The 14,010-nt window shown below is 67.5% G+C and carries 13 protein-coding genes; 9 read left to right on the top strand and 4 right to left on the bottom strand.

Translation table 11 applies throughout. The annotated features are described in order from the left end of the window. Positions 1–110: 110 nt before the first annotated feature. A complete protein-coding gene (locus QO058_RS26560) occupies positions 111–1,076 on the bottom strand; it encodes an NAD(P)H-dependent flavin oxidoreductase (RefSeq protein WP_284169212.1) in 966 nt (321 codons plus the stop codon). Positions 1,077–1,087: 11 nt separating this feature from the next. Continuing rightward, positions 1,088–1,267 (bottom strand): hypothetical protein, encoded by a 180-nt coding sequence (locus tag QO058_RS26555; protein ID WP_284169211.1) that lies wholly within the window; start codon positions 1,265–1,267, stop codon positions 1,088–1,090. Positions 1,268–1,269: 2 nt separating this feature from the next. On the opposite strand from QO058_RS26555, the gene QO058_RS26550 reads away from it, so the two are divergent. After that, positions 1,270–2,001: a TetR/AcrR family transcriptional regulator gene (locus QO058_RS26550; RefSeq protein ID WP_284169210.1), complete on the top strand. Its 732-nt coding sequence runs from the start codon at positions 1,270–1,272 to the stop codon at positions 1,999–2,001. Positions 2,002–2,139: 138 nt separating this feature from the next. On the opposite strand, the gene QO058_RS26545 is transcribed toward QO058_RS26550, so the two are convergent. Both QO058_RS26545 and QO058_RS26540 read right to left on the bottom strand, forming a co-directional pair. Then, the gene (locus QO058_RS26545) at positions 2,140–3,018 is read right to left on the bottom strand and encodes an SDR family oxidoreductase (protein ID WP_284169209.1); all 879 of its coding nucleotides are present in this window, start codon (positions 3,016–3,018) and stop codon (positions 2,140–2,142) included. Beyond that, positions 3,011–4,222 (bottom strand): acyl-CoA dehydrogenase family protein, encoded by a 1,212-nt coding sequence (locus QO058_RS26540; protein WP_284169208.1) that lies wholly within the window; start codon positions 4,220–4,222, stop codon positions 3,011–3,013. The genes QO058_RS26545 and QO058_RS26540 overlap by 8 nt, the downstream gene beginning before the upstream one ends. Before the next feature lie 247 nt (positions 4,223–4,469). Between QO058_RS26540 and QO058_RS26535 the strand changes: the two genes are divergently transcribed. The 8 genes from QO058_RS26535 (at position 4,470) to QO058_RS26500 (ending at position 13,961) form a co-directional block, all read left to right on the top strand. Beyond that, complete coding sequence (locus tag QO058_RS26535) at positions 4,470–5,252, top strand: enoyl-CoA hydratase-related protein (RefSeq protein WP_284169206.1); 783 nt, start codon at positions 4,470–4,472, stop codon at positions 5,250–5,252. A 5-nt stretch (positions 5,253–5,257) separates the two neighbouring features. After that, positions 5,258–7,081, top strand: a complete 1,824-nt coding sequence (locus QO058_RS26530; protein ID WP_284169205.1) for an acyclic terpene utilization AtuA family protein — start codon at positions 5,258–5,260, stop codon at positions 7,079–7,081. Further along, entirely contained in the window at positions 7,078–8,574 is a 1,497-nt protein-coding gene (locus QO058_RS26525; protein ID WP_284169204.1) for an acetyl-CoA carboxylase biotin carboxylase subunit, read from the top strand. The genes QO058_RS26530 and QO058_RS26525 overlap by 4 nt, the downstream gene beginning before the upstream one ends. Positions 8,575–8,576: 2 nt before the next feature. After that, positions 8,577–9,074 carry an acyl-CoA carboxylase biotin carboxyl carrier protein subunit gene (locus QO058_RS26520; RefSeq protein ID WP_284169203.1) on the top strand — a complete coding sequence of 166 codons (498 nt, stop codon included), beginning with the start codon at positions 8,577–8,579 and terminating at the stop codon, positions 9,072–9,074. Between the two features lie 4 nt (positions 9,075–9,078). Next, positions 9,079–10,686, top strand: a complete 1,608-nt coding sequence (locus QO058_RS26515) for an acyl-CoA carboxylase subunit beta (protein WP_284169202.1) — start codon at positions 9,079–9,081, stop codon at positions 10,684–10,686. After that, complete coding sequence (locus QO058_RS26510; RefSeq protein WP_284169201.1) at positions 10,686–11,306, top strand: 2-hydroxychromene-2-carboxylate isomerase; 621 nt, start codon at positions 10,686–10,688, stop codon at positions 11,304–11,306. The genes QO058_RS26515 and QO058_RS26510 overlap by 1 nt, the downstream gene beginning before the upstream one ends. After that, positions 11,303–11,962: a transglutaminase-like domain-containing protein gene (locus tag QO058_RS26505; RefSeq protein WP_284169200.1), complete on the top strand. Its 660-nt coding sequence runs from the start codon at positions 11,303–11,305 to the stop codon at positions 11,960–11,962. Before QO058_RS26510 ends, QO058_RS26505 begins: the two co-directional genes overlap by 4 nt. A 280-nt stretch (positions 11,963–12,242) precedes the next feature. Then, a complete protein-coding gene (locus tag QO058_RS26500) occupies positions 12,243–13,961 on the top strand; it encodes a Na/Pi cotransporter family protein (RefSeq protein ID WP_284169199.1) in 1,719 nt (572 codons plus the stop codon). Positions 13,962–14,010 lie beyond the last annotated feature (49 nt).

Genomic DNA, 14,010 nt, shown 5'->3' with positions numbered 1-14,010 from the left:
TCAACTCTCCTGGGACCCTGTTTCAGCGCCATTGGCAGCTGCGATTTTTCGCACCGACCGGCGCCGCAACGCGCCATCGCCCGCCCGGATGAGCGACCAATGAACCGGACTCAGCCGACCGCCGCCTCGACAGCAGCCCGACATGACAGTTGCGACGCACCGGCCAGGGCCATCTCGTATTCATCGGCCAGCCGCCGGCAGAGCTCGCCCGCGCCAGGCAGATCGCGGATCGCGCCGACGCCCTGCCCCGCCGCCCAGATGTCGCGCCAGGCCTTGGCCTCGGCTGTGCCGAAATCGTAGCTCGCCGGCTTGCTGAGATCGTCGGGATCGCGCCCGGCCGCCACGATACTCGGGCGCAGGAAATTGCCGTGCACGCCGCTGATCGCCGGGGTGTAGACGATGTCGGCGGCAGAGGCGCCGAGCAGCATGCCCCGCAGCGCCTCCGGCGCCAGGCTCTCTTGCGTCGCCATGAAACGGGTGCCGAGATAGGCCATATCGGCGCCCGCCATCATGGCGGCCGCGACCTGCGCGCCATTGCTCAGCGCCCCGCCGAGCACGAGCATGCCATCGAAGATGCGGCGGATATCGGCCAGCGCCGCGAAGGGATTGAGCGGCCCGGCATGACCGCCGGCGCCGGCCGAGACGGCGATCAGCCCGTCGACGCCGGCTTCGGCCGCCTTGGCGGCGAAGGCGAGTGTCGTCACGTCGTGGAAAACCAGACCACCATAGCCCTGCACCGCCTTGATCAGATCGCGGTTGAGGCCGAGCGAGGTGATGACCAGCGGCACCTTGCGCTCGACGACGACGGCAAGATCGGCGTCCAGCCGCGGATTGCTGCGATGAACCACGAGATTGACGCCGAACGGCGCCATGTCGCCCCTGCCATCGAGCCGTCCAGCGATCTCGTCGAGCCAGTCGGCGAAGCCTGCCGTCGTGCGCTGGTTGAGGGCCGGAAAGCTGCCGACAACGCCATTGCGGCAACAGGAGACGACGAGGTCCGGCCCCGAGATCAGGAACATCGGCGCAGCGATGACGGGAACGCGCAGGCGCCCGGCGAAAGCGGCAGGCAACGGCAATGAACCCTCCCCTAAAGAACGCGCGCGACTCCGCGCGGGCGTTCGCCCTGCAAGGCGCCGCTTGCGGCTGCGCTCTTGCCTGGAATGCGCCGATGATGAATGATATTTATTAGCGCCACCGTCCCGCCCGGACGCTCCGGCAGCCGGAAAGCGACCGCAGCGCGCCCGCGCTTCGTGTCGACAAGGATCATCGATGCCGCCCCGCAGCGCCCTGAAGCGACAGGTCAACCGGCTCCCGCCCGAGCGCCGCATCTCCGACATCATGGCCGCGGCCAAGCAGGTCTTCGTCGAGAAGGGCTACAGCGACGCGCTGATCACCGACATCGCGCTGCGCGCCGGCGTGGTCGAGGGCAGCATCTACCGCTTCTTCGCCAACAAGCGCGAATTGCTGGTCAAGGTCGTCGAGCACTGGTTCGAGGAGATGCTGCGCGACGATGCCGAGCAGTTCGCCGCGGTGCGCGGCAGCTGGAACCAGATCCGCTTCATCGTCTACACCCACCTCACCTCGATCCACCGCGACCCGGCGCTGTCGCGCCTGATGTTCCAGGAGATCCGGCCGGCGCCCGACTATCGTGGCTCGCATCTGTTCGAGCTGAACCGCGCCTACACCAATCGCCTGGTCGACGTGGTCAAGGTCGGCATCGCCGCCGGCGATCTGCGGCCCGAGACCTCGCCGAGCCTGGTGCGCGACCTCGTCTTCGGCTGCATCGAGCATCGCACCTGGGCCTTCCTGCGTGGCGAAGGCGATTTCGACCCGGCCGAGATGGCTGACGCAATCACCAATCTGGTGCATCACGGCCTGGCGCTCGACAGCGAGGCGGCTTCCCCGATGGAGAGCGTGGTCGCCCGGCTGGAGACGGCGACGGCCCGGCTTGAGGCTGCGGCAGGGATCGGTCCAGCGAAGTCCCCTTCTCGACGCAGCTGAGAGCCCATTCAAAAGTTCAGCCCTCATCCTGAGGAGCGCTCGTAGAGCGCGTCTCGAAGGATGGTCCAGGAGGTTCCGGAACCATCTGGAGCATCTTTCGAGACGCTGCTTCGCAACTCCTCAGGATGAGGGCTGAGGTCATGGGCCACTGCTGCCCGGGCCATCGAAGAATTCGGGGCGCGGGATCGTCCAGGTCTCGCCCCAGAGCTGTCCGCCGCCGGCGACGTTGAGCACCTCGCCCGTGACATAGGCCGCCGCCGGTCCGCAGAGATAGGCGCAGGCCTCCGCCACCTCCCAGGTCGTCGCCGTGCGCATCATCGGGTTGGAGCGCGGATAGGCCTTGACCACCTGCGGATCGTAGACGCGCCAGCCCGGCGTCTCGATCGCGCCCGGCGCGATGCAGTTCACCCTGATGTCGAGCGGCGCCCATTCCACCGCCAGCGCCTGAGTCAGACCGACCACGCCGGCGCGCGCCGCGATCGTATGCGCGACGCCGTGCAGCCCCTGGCGCGTCACCACCACGATCGAGACGATGCTGCCCGGCCGCTTCGCACCGCGCCAGCGGCGGGCCGCTTCCTGCATCATGTACCAGGTGCCGTTGAGGTTGGTGTCGACGACTGCATTCCAGCCCTTCGTCGAGAAGTCGATCGCGGCCTGCGGGAACTGGCCGCCGGCGCTGTTGACGAGGATGTCGATGCCGCCGAACTCGGCCGCGATCCAGTCGTGCAGCGCCGTGATCGTCGCGGGATCGCGAACATTCACAGTCTTCGCAGCCGCCTGCAGCCCGGCGGCGCGCATCGCCTGCGCGGCCGTCTCCAGCTTGGCCTCGTCGCGCCCGGCGATGATCACCTGCGCGCCAAGCCGACCGAGCAGCCAGGCGGTGGCGCGACCGATGCCGCCGGCGCCGCCGGAGATCAGGACGGCGCGCCCGGCGAAGGCGTCCGCCGCATAGACCGTCGGCAGCCTAGCGAGGTCGGCGTCTTCCAGCCCGAGTTCGCGGGGCTCGACCTCAGCCATGGCGCTCCATCCCTTTCAGCAATTCGCCGGCGATGATCATCTTGCGGACCTCGGTGGTGCCGGCGCCGATCTCGAGCAGCTTGGTGCTGCGGAAGAGCCGGTTGATCTCCGATTCCCAGATATAGCCGGCGCCGCCATGGACCTGCACGGCCTTGTCGAGCACATCGTGGCAGGCCTGCGCCGCATACATCACCGAGGCTGCGGTCAATCGGTGGATGTCGCCGCGCCCGCCGCCGCCGACTTCGAGCGGGCCCGCCTCTGCCAGCGTGCGATAGCTGAAGCTGCGCATGGTCTCGACCAGCACATACATCTCGGCCAGCATCGACTGGACCATCTGGAAGGAGCCGATCGGCTTGCCGAACTGCTTGCGCGTCTTGGCGTAGTCGATCGAGAGCTCGAGCGCCCGCTCGGAAATGCCGAGACAGAGCGGCGAGATCATCGCGCGCTCGAGATCGAGCCCGCTCATCACGATGGCGACACCCTGGTTCTCAGCCCCGACCAGATTGGCGGCCGGGACGCGGCAATCCTCGAACAGCAGTTCGCCGGTCTGGCTGCCGCGATAGCCCATCTTCACCAGCTTCTGCGCCACCTTGAAGCCGGGGAAATCCTTTTCGACGATGAAGGCCGAGATGCCATGGGCGCCGCGCTCCTTGTCGGTCTTGGCATAGACCAGCAGCACATCGGCGACCGGGCCGTTGGTGATGAAGATCTTGCTGCCGTTGAGGATGTAGTGATCGCCCTCGCGGCGCGCCGTGGTCCGCATCGAGCCGAGCGCATCCGACCCCGCCCCCGGCTCGGTCAGGCCGAGCGCGCCGACGGTTTTCCCTGAGCAGAGATCGGGCAAGTAGCGACGCCGCTGTTCCTCATTGCCGTTGCGATAGATGTTGTTGGCGCAGAGGTTGTCATGCGCGACGACCGAGAGCGCCATGGCGTGGTTCCAGCGGCTGAAACCCTGCAGGACCAGCCCGGCCTGAAGCAGGTCGAGCCCGGCTCCGCCATATTGCTCGGGGATCGTCGCGCCGAGAAAGCCGCTCTCGCCGATATGGCGGAAGCCCTCCTCCGGCCACCACTCCTCGTCGTCCATGCGCTGCGACAGCGGATAGAGCTCGGCCCGGGCATAGCGGTCGGCGCCGTCGAGGATCGCATTCTGCTCCTCGTCGAGGCCGAAGGCATTGGCGCGGTTGCTACCGTTCACGGCGTTCACGTCGATCTCCTCCCTCGCCCTCACGCAGCAGCGCAGGCAGCGAGCCGTTCGGCTCGATTGATCTTATTGAGCGTATTTCATCAGCGGCGATCGCGACTGTCAACGCAAGCCAATGCGGTAAAATCGAACAATCCGTTTGCGTGCCATTCGGCGTAGTTTGATCGGAGGATGACTATTGACACAGCAAATGAATTGAAATCATTTATTACTCAAAGGCTCCCTCAGCGAGCCGCGCAGGGATGGAACCGTGAGCGAAGAGGTCATCACCCGACGCGAAGGCGCGGCGCTGGTCGTCACGATCAATCGCGAGAACCGCCGCAACGCCCTGAACGAGGCGGTTGCCGCGGGAATCGTCGCCGCGCTCGATGCGGCCGAAGCCAACCCTGAGGTCCGCGCCATCATCCTGACCGGAGCCGGCGGCAAGGCCTTCTGCGCCGGCGGCGACCTCAAGCCGAATGCGGACGGAACGCCCTTCACCATCGAGGCTGCCGATCCCCGCCATTACGTCGCCGGCCTGCTGCGCCGGATGGATGCCTGCCGACTGCCGCTGGTGGCGCGGGTCAACGGCCATGCGCTCGCCGGCGGCTTCGGCCTAATCTGCGCCTGCGATCTGGTGGTGGCGCGCGCCGACGTCCTGCTCGGCGTGACCGAGGTCAAGGTCGGGCTCTTCCCGATGATGATCCTGCCCTATCTGATGCGCGTGCTGCCCTATCGGCGGCTGATGGAGCTCTGCCTCACCGGCGAGACCATCAAAGCGGGCGATTCCGAAGCCGCTGCGATCGTCAACTACGCCGTGCCGGCTGACGAGCTCGATGCAAAGACGGACTGGCTGGTCGGCCGCCTTACCGACAAGTCCCCAACCGGCATCCGCTTGGGCAAGCAGAGCCTCGCCAAGATCAGGGAGATGTCGACCGACGCGGCGCTCGAATACGCCCAGTTCATGCTGGCGAACATGGCCCGCACCGAGGATGCGCGCGAGGGCTTTGCCGCCTTCGCCGAGAAGCGTCCGCCGGCCTGGACCGGGCGGTGAGCGCCATGCGCGAGAGCATCCGCATCGGCTGTGGCGCCGGCTTCTGGGGCGACAGCCCGGAGGGGCCGCGCCAGCTCGTGCGCCAGGGCGGCATCGACTATCTCGTACTCGACTATCTCGCCGAGATCACCATGTCGATCCTCGCCCGGATGAAGGCGAAGAACCCGGCACTCGGCTACGCCACCGACTTCGTCTCGCTGGTGATGAAGCCGCTCGCACGGGAGATCGCCGAGAAGCGCATCCGCGTCGTCACCAATGCCGGCGGCGTCAATCCGGAAGCCTGCCGCGAAGCGCTGCTCGCAGCGTTCAAGGAGGTCGGGGTCGACCTCAAGGTTGCGATCGTTACCGGCGACGACCTTTCGGGCGAAGCCGAGCGTCTTCGGACAGCCGGCGTCACCGAGATGTTCTCCGGCGTGCCCTTCCCCGACAGGATCGCCAGCATCAACGCCTATCTCGGCGCCTTCCCGATCGCGGCGGCGCTCGCAGCGGGCGCCGATGTCGTGGTGACCGGGCGCTGCGTCGACTCCGCTGTGGTGCTCGGCCCGCTGATCCATGAATTCGGCTGGGCGGCCGAGGATTACGACCGGCTCTCGGCCGGGAGCCTCGCCGGCCACATCCTCGAATGCGGCGCGCAGGCGACCGGCGGCATCGTCACCGACTGGCGCGAAGTCGCCGGCGACTGGGCCGATATGGGCTTCCCCTTCGCCGATTGCCGCGCCGATGGCAGCTTCGAGATCGGCAAGCCGGAGGGCACCGGCGGGCGCATCAGCCCAGCCACGATCGCCGAGCAGGTCGTCTACGAGGTCGGCGATCCCGCCGCCTACATGCTGCCGGATGTCACTTGCGACTGGTCGCAGGTGAGGCTCGATGCCTCAGGCCCTGACCGCGTCCGGGTATCCGGGGCGCGCGGACGCGCACCGTCCGCGAGCTACAAAGTCAGCGCCACCTATGCCGACGGCTACCGCTGCGCGGCAACGATGATGATCGTCGGCGATGACGCGGCCGAGCGGGCCGAGGCGGTCGCGAAGGCCATCCTCGCCCGCTGCGGCCGGCTGATCCGCGAGGCCGGTTTCCCGGATTTCGCCGAGACCTCGGTCGAGACGCTCGGCGCCGAAGCGAGCTATGGCGCCCGGAGTCGGGCCCGGGCGACGCGCGAGGTCGTGCTCAAGATCGGCGTGCGCCATCCCAGCAAGGAAGCGCTGCAGATCTTCGCCCGCGAGATCTATCCGGCCGCGACCGCGATGGCGCAGAGCCTGACCGGCTTCGCCGGCGGCCGGCCCGAGCCGCAACCGGTGATCCGGCTGTTCTCCTTCCTGATCGACAAGGCCGAACTGCACCCGACCGTGAGCCTCGGCGAGACGAACCTGCCGATGCCAGCGCATATTCCTGCGGCGGCCACCAACGCGCCCTCACCTGCCAGCGCAGGCGTGGATATCGCGGAGGCAGCCGATGAGACCGCCACCGTCCCGCTCGTCGCCCTCGCCTTCGGCCGCAGCGGCGACAAGGGCGACATCGCCAATATCGGCGTGATCGCGCGTGAGGCCGCTTTCCTCCCCTGCCTCAGGCGGGCGCTTACGCCGGAGGCGGTCGGCCAGCACTTCGCCCACCATGTCGCGGGCAATGTCGAGCGCTTCGACTGGCCGGGCCTCAATGGCTTCAACCTCGTCATGCACCGGGCGCTCGGCGGCGGCGGCATCGCCTCGCTGCGCCATGACCCGCAGGGCAAGGCGATGGCGCAGGTGCTGATGAGCCTACCGGTGCTGGTGCCCGTTGCCTGGCTCGCACCAGGCGGCCCCCTCCACGGCTTCAAGACCACGGACGACGCATGATGGCTCCGGACGACAACCCGCCGTTCCGCAAGGTCCTGATCGCCAATCGCGGCGAGATCGCCTGCCGGGTGATCCGGACGCTGCGCGAGATGGGCATCGCCTCGGTCGCGATCCACCATCCGGTCGAAGCCCGCGCCCGACATGTGCGCGAGGCTGATCAGGCGATCGAGATTTCCGGCGAGACGCCGGTCGCGGCCCATCTCGACATCGCCCAGATCATCGCAGCCGCCCGTGCGGTCGGGGCCGATGCGATCCATCCGGGCTATGGCTTCCTCTCCGAGAATGCCCGCTTTGCCCGCGCCGTCGCCGAGGCCGGGCTCACCTTCATCGGTCCCGACGCCGATACCATCGCGCTGATGGGCGACAAGATCTCGGCGCGCCAGTTCGCCGCCGATCACGGCGTCCCGGTCGCGCCCTCGGTGATGCCGACGCAGGACCTCGCCGAGTTCACCCGCCAGGCGACGGCAATCGGCTTCCCGCTCCTGATCAAGGCTGCGGCGGGCGGCGGCGGCAAGGGCATGAGCATCGTGCGCTCGGCCGAGGAGCTGGAGGGCGCGGCGCGCCTCGCGGCGAGCGAAGCGCAACGCTATTTCGACGATGGGCGCGTCTATGCCGAGGTCTTCGTCGAGCGCCCCCGCCATATCGAGGTGCAGGTCTTCGGCGACGGCAAGGGCGGCGCCATCCACCTGTTCGAGCGCGAATGCTCGGTGCAGCGCCGCTTCCAGAAGATCATCGAGGAGGCGCCAGCCGCGAACCTGCCGGCGGACTTACGCGACGAGATCTGCGCCTCGGCCGTCAGGCTCGCGGCCGCCTCGAACTATCGCAATGCCGGCACGGTCGAATACATCCTCGGCGCCGATGGCCGCTTCTTCTTCCTGGAGATGAACACCCGCCTGCAGGTCGAGCATCCCGTCACCGAGATGATCACCGGGCTCGACCTCGTCAGGCTACAGATCGAGATCGCCGCCGGACGCGACCTGCCCTTCGCGCAAGACGCCGTCACTGCCAACGGCCACGCCATCGAATGCCGGATCTGCGCCGAGGATCCCGAGCGTGACTTCCTGCCGGAGACCGGCACGATCCTGCATCTCGAGGCACCGCAAGCGGCCTATCTGCGCTTCGAGAACGCGCTCGATCGCGGCCAGCGCGTCACTGCCGATTTCGACCCGATGCTGGCCAAGCTCGTCGCCCATGGGCCGGATCGCGCCGTGGCGACGGACCGCGCCATCGCGGCGCTGCACGAGCTCGCTCTGCTCGGGGTCAAGACCAATATCGACTATCTCGCCCGGGTGCTCGGCCATCCCGCCTTCGCCGCCGGCGAACTGCACACCGGCTTCGTCGTCCAGCACAAGGCGGCGCTCGCCGCCGCCGAGCCGGATGATGCGACGCGCGACAAGGTCCTGATCGCCGCGGCGCTCGGCCTGCGCGATTTCCGCGACCTCGTCCTCGGCGTGCCCGAGCCGCATGCCTCGATCGGGCACTGGAGGAACTGAGCATGGTCCTCAAGCTCGATCTCGACGGCACGGTGCATCACGTCACCATCCTGGCGCGCCGGCCGCACCTCGTGCTCTCGGTCGATGGCCGCCAGCATGTCGTGGAAAGCCTCGATGAGGCCGGCGACGGCAGCCGCGCGCTGACGCTCGATGGCGGGCCCGTCGCCTTCGCCCGTGCCGGCAGTGCCGACGGCGTCATCGTCCGATTGGGTGGGCGCAGCTTCGCGCTGTACCGGCGCGATGCCGCGGCCGATGCCTCCGCCGCCGGCGGCGCGAACGTGGTGCGCGCGCCGATGCCGGGCACGGTCATCGTGGTCCACAAGCGCGTCGGCGACAGCGTCCAGCGCGGCGAGACCATCGTCACGATCGAAAGCATGAAGCTGCAGATGAAACTCGATGCGCCGCGCGACGGCGAGATCGCCGAGATCGCGGCGCGCGAGGGCGAAGGCTTCGACAAGGACACCGTCCTCGCCCGTCTCGTCGCTCCGGCGGAAGGCTGACCCGATGTCCAGACTGCAATCGTCGATCAACACCTCCTCCGCCGATTTCCGCCGCAACGAGGCTCATAACCGGCGTCTCGTCGCCGAGTTCAAGGCGAAGCAGGAGGCGGCGCGCCATAGCCGCCCGCAGCGCGATCTCGACCGGCTCGCCCGCCAGCAGAAGATGCCGCAGCGCAAGCGCATCGAGATGCTGCTCGATCCCGGCACGCCATTCCTGGAGCTGTCCTCGCTCGCGGCCAACATGGCCTATGGCGGGGAATCGCCTTCGGCCAGCTCGATCGTCGGCATCGGCATGGTCTCCGGCCGCGAGGTCATGATCCGTGCCGACGATCCGACGGTGAAGGGCGGGGCCTGGTATCCCCTCACGGTCAAAAAGATCGTCCGCGCCCTCGACATTGCCATGGAGAACCGGCTGCCGGTCGTGCATCTCTGCGATTCCGCCGGCGGCTTCCTGCAGCTCCAGTCGGAGCTGTTTCCGGATCGCTACATGGGCGGGCGTATCTTCCGCAACCAGTCGATGCTGTCGAAGATGGGCGTGAAGCAGCTCGCTCTGGTCTTCGGACATTGCACAGCCGGCGGCGCCTATATCCCCGGCCTCTCCGATTACAGCGTCATCGTGCGCGGCACCGGCGCGGTCTTCCTGGGCGGTCCGCCTTTGGTGAAGGCGGCGACGGGCGAGGACGTCACGGTCGAGGAACTCGGCGGCGCCGAGATGCACACCAGCGTCTCGGGCACCTGCGACTACCCGGCCGACAGCGAGGAGCACGCGATCGAGATCGGCCGCGACATCGTCGCGCAATGGGACCGGCAGCCACGCTGGGAGGCGCAGCGCGAGGCGCCGGAGGAGCCGTTCTACGATCCCGCCGAGATCTACGGGATCGTGCCCGACGACATCAAGAAGGCCTTCGACATGCGCGAGATCATCGCCCGCATCGTCGATGGCAGCCGCTTCCATGAATACAAGCCGGCCTATGGCACGACGCTGGTCTGCGGCTTCGCCAATATCTGGGGCTTCAAGGTCGGAATCCTCGCCAATAACGGCGTGCTCTTCAACGACTCGTCGATAAAGGGCGCGCACTTCATCGAACTCTGCAACCAGAACAACACGCCACTGGTCTTCCTGCAGAACATCACCGGCTACATGGTCGGGCGCGAATACGAGCGCCGCGGCATCACCAAGGATGGTGCCAAGATGATCATGGCGCAGAGCTGCTCGCGGGTGCCGAAGTTCACCGTGATGTGCAACGGCTCCTTCGGCGCCGGCAATTACGGCATGTGTGGGCGCGCTTTCGACGGGCGCTTCCTGTTCTCATGGCCGAACCATCAGATCGGCGTGATGGGCGGCGACCAGGCGGCGAACACGCTGGCCGAGGTCAAGGCCAACCAGATGAAGCGCAATGGCGGCTCGGTCGATAAAAGCGAGATCGACCGGCTCTGGGACGAGACGCGCAAGGCCTATCAGGAGCAGCTCTCGGCCTATCACTCGACCTCGGAACTCTGGGACGACGGCATCATCGACCCGCTCGACACCCGCAACGCGCTCGGCGTGGCGATCTCGGCCTCGCTCAACGCCCCGCTCGGCCCGCCCGGCTACGGCGTCTTCAGGTTCTGATGGCGATGCCGGGAGCGATCCGCCTCTATCTCGATTTCGCCTCGCCCTATTCCTATTTCGCGCTCGGCCCGCTGGCGCGATTGGCCGGGGAGCATGGCCGGGCGCTGGAGCTCCGGCCGATCCTGCTCTGGGCGGTTTTCAAGCAGCAGGGCGTCGTCAATCCGCTGGAGACGCCAGCGCGGCGACGCTATTTCCTCGAGGACGTGACCCGCTCGGCCGAATTCTTCGGCCTGCCGTTCCGTATCCCTGAGCCGCTGCAGATCTCTGCGCATCTCGCCGGCCGGCTGTACCATGCCTGGACCGCGACACGGCCGCAGGACGGACTGCGGCTGGCGAGCGATATCTTCGAGGCCTTCTTCGCCAGAGCAGACAACATCGCCGACCCGGCCGTGCTCGCCGCCCTGCCCTGCCTCTCAGCCGAGACTCCCGAGACGATACGCGCCATGATCGATGGCGCCGAGGGCCGCCAGCGCCTCAGCGAGGCAGTGGATGAGGCCAACGCCGCCGGCGTGACCGGCGTGCCGTTCGTGACGCTGGACGGCGAGAGCTTCTTCGGCGCCGACCGCCTGCCGCAGATCGCCTGGCGGCTGCAGCAAGACGTGAACAGGAGGGTGCGATGAGCGACGACAGGCTCGCCGGGGCTCTGAAGGCCACGCCCTTCATCGACGCCAATGCGCCGGCGATCCGCGCCTTCGTCGAAGACCATGCCGGCACCGGCCCGGACCGCTACCGCGCCGTCAGGCTCTATTACGCCGTCCGCGACGCGATCCCTTACGATCTGCGCTATTTCGGCATCGAGCGCGACCTCTTCGTCGCCTCGCGCTGCCTGGAAGCGAAGGGCTCGTTCTGCGTGCCCAAGGCGGTGACGCTCGCCGCGGTCTGCCGCGCCGCCGGCATTCCCGCGCGGGTCGGTTTCGCCGATGTCCGCAATCACCTCGCCTCGCCGCGCATCCTCGAATTGATGGGCAGCGACGTCTTCCGCTGGCACGCCTATACGCTGCTCTATGTCGAGGGCCGCTGGGTCAAGGCGACGCCGGCCTTCGACCTTGCCTTCTGCTCCCGCTTCGGCGTCGCGCCGCTCGATTTCGATGGAAGCACGGATTCGATCTTCCAGCCCTTCGACGCGGAGGGACGCAAGCACATGGACTATGTGCTCGACCGCGGCAACCATGACGACATGCCGTTCGAGGCCTTCCGTGACGCGATGCAGGAGGCCTATCCGCGCCTGATCACGGCCATGGCGGCCGAACGCGCCGCCCTTGCGGGCAAATCCTAGCCGAAGCCTGCTCCGGCCGCTTAGCCATCAGCCGCACAGGCGGTGATCGTAATTCTTCCACACTGACCGGATACGAAGGCGACTTCGCCAGCGTCGTCGTGGATCGCCACGGCCGCTGGCTGCTGCGCTTTTGGGTGCGATGGCCGTTTTCCGTTCGAGAGCACATGCGAGAGACGTAGACCATTTCCGCCGCAGATTTTATAAGACGGCTAACGATTTTGGCGGCATAATCCGCCGCTTCATTCCTTCGATTCCCGCCTAAAGGAGCGCCCTCCCCACGATGAACGCCGCCGAGAGCACCACCGCCATCCTGATCCACCTCGCAGGCTCTGTGGCGCTGCTGATCTGGGCGGTCCGGCTGGTGCGAACGGGTGCGACCCGGGCGTTCGGATCGTCGCTGCGGCAGGCCATCGCGCGCTTCACCGGCAACCGCGTTTCGGCGATGGCGAGCGGGGCGGTGGTCACGCTGATCCTGCAGAGCTCGACAGCGACGACGCTGCTGCTCTCCTCCTTCGCCGGCCAGGCGCTGATCGGCCTGCCTATGGCCTTCGCCGTGCTGCTCGGCGCCAATGTCGGCACGGCGATGGCGGCGTTCGTGATCTCGTTCGACCTCGGCTGGATCTGGGGCGCGTGCCTCGCCATCGGCGTGACGCTCTATCTCGCCAACGAGGCGATGAACCGCGCCCGCAATATCGGCCGCTTGATCGTCGGCATCGGGCTGATCCTGCTCTCGCTCGCCGAGCTCAAGACCGCCTCGGCGCCGCTGGCGCAGTCGCCGGTCTTCCGCACCGTGTTTGAAGCGCTGGCCAGCGAGCCCCTGCTTGCCATCGCGCTCACCGTCGCCGCGACCTGGCTGACCCATTCGAGCCTCGCCATCGTCCTGCTGATCGCCTCCTTCTGGGCCGGCGGGCTGTTCCCGGCGCCGACAGCGCTGATCCTGATCGTCGGCGCCAATCTCGGCAATGCGCTGGTGCCGGTGATCGACCAGCTCGGCGCGCCGGTCGTGCAGCGTCGTGTCGCGCTCGCCAACCTGCTGACACGCATCATCATCGCGCTCGTCGTGATCCCCTTCGCCAAGCCGCTCGCCACCTGGTTCTCGCAGCTGTCGCACGATCCCTCGCGCCTGGCGGTCGAAATCCATCTGGCGCTCAATATCTTCGGTGCCCTCGCCTTCCTGCCCTTCACCGGTCCGATCGCCGCGCTGGTCACGCGCCTGACCCCGGCCGCGCCCGAAGCGGAGACACGCACGCAGCCGCTCTATCTCGACCCCAGCCTGCTCGACAGCCCGCCGGAAGCCCTCGCCAGCGCGATGCGCGAGACGCTGCATCTCGGCGACCGCGTCAGCGCCATGCTGAAGGACCTGCTGATCCTGCTGGAGCAGGACAAGTTGGCGCTCTCGCGCGAGATCGCTGCGGCCGATGACGGCGTCGACACCATCCACGAGGCGATCAAGCTCTATCTCGTCCAGCTCTCGCGCCGCCCGCTCTGCGAGGAGGACAGCCGGCGCCTGTTCGAGATCATCACGGCGACTACCAATCTCGAGCATATCGGCGACATCATCGACAAGAACCTGCGCGAACTCGCGGAGAAGAAGATCCGCAAGCGCTACCGCTTCTCGGAAGAAGGCCTCGCCGAAATCCGCGATTTCCACGCCAGGGTCAGCCACAGCCTGCAGCTTTCGCTCAACGTGCTCGCCTCGCGCGACATCACCCTCGCCCGCCAGCTCTTCGACGAGAAGAGCGCGATGCGCGTGGCCGAGCGCATGGCAACCGAGAAGCATTACGAGCGCCTGCGCAGCGGGGTCGCTCAGTCGCTTGAGACCTCGTCGATCCATCTCGACGTGCTGCGCGACCTGAAGCGCATCCACGGCCACATCACCTCGATCGCCTATCCGATCCTGGAAGCTGCCGACGAGCTCAGCGAGACCAGGCTGCGCAAGGCCGAGGAGCAGCCTGCGGATGAACGCTACGGCCTCGCTCTGCCGCATAAGCCGGCCTGACCGCGAGACAGGCCCGCACCCGGCGCTGGATGGTTTCTGCACTCCGGAT

The organism is Bosea vestrisii (assembly GCF_030144325.1).
Lineage (GTDB): Bacteria > Pseudomonadota > Alphaproteobacteria > Rhizobiales > Beijerinckiaceae > Allobosea > Allobosea vestrisii_A.
The sequence above is the reverse complement of the archived record's forward strand: the minus strand, read 5'-3'. Positions and strand labels throughout refer to the sequence as shown.

What these genes read in the sequence shown, in the direction of transcription:
- QO058_RS26555 (WP_284169211.1), bottom strand. Translation starts at nt 1,267, where the DNA reads ATGATCCTTGTCGACACGAAGCGCGGGCGCGCTGCGGTCGCTTTCCGG.
- QO058_RS26550 (WP_284169210.1), top strand. Translation starts at nt 1,270, where the DNA reads ATGCCGCCCCGCAGCGCCCTGAAGCGACAGGTCAACCGGCTCCCGCCC.
- QO058_RS26545 (WP_284169209.1), bottom strand. Translation starts at nt 3,018, where the DNA reads ATGGCTGAGGTCGAGCCCCGCGAACTCGGGCTGGAAGACGCCGACCTC.
- QO058_RS26530 (WP_284169205.1), top strand. Translation starts at nt 5,258, where the DNA reads ATGCGCGAGAGCATCCGCATCGGCTGTGGCGCCGGCTTCTGGGGCGAC.
- QO058_RS26525 (WP_284169204.1), top strand. Translation starts at nt 7,078, where the DNA reads ATGATGGCTCCGGACGACAACCCGCCGTTCCGCAAGGTCCTGATCGCC.
- QO058_RS26520 (WP_284169203.1), top strand. Translation starts at nt 8,577, where the DNA reads ATGGTCCTCAAGCTCGATCTCGACGGCACGGTGCATCACGTCACCATC.
- QO058_RS26515 (WP_284169202.1), top strand. Translation starts at nt 9,079, where the DNA reads ATGTCCAGACTGCAATCGTCGATCAACACCTCCTCCGCCGATTTCCGC.
- QO058_RS26510 (WP_284169201.1), top strand. Translation starts at nt 10,686, where the DNA reads ATGGCGATGCCGGGAGCGATCCGCCTCTATCTCGATTTCGCCTCGCCC.
- QO058_RS26505 (WP_284169200.1), top strand. Translation starts at nt 11,303, where the DNA reads ATGAGCGACGACAGGCTCGCCGGGGCTCTGAAGGCCACGCCCTTCATC.
- QO058_RS26500 (WP_284169199.1), top strand. Translation starts at nt 12,243, where the DNA reads ATGAACGCCGCCGAGAGCACCACCGCCATCCTGATCCACCTCGCAGGC.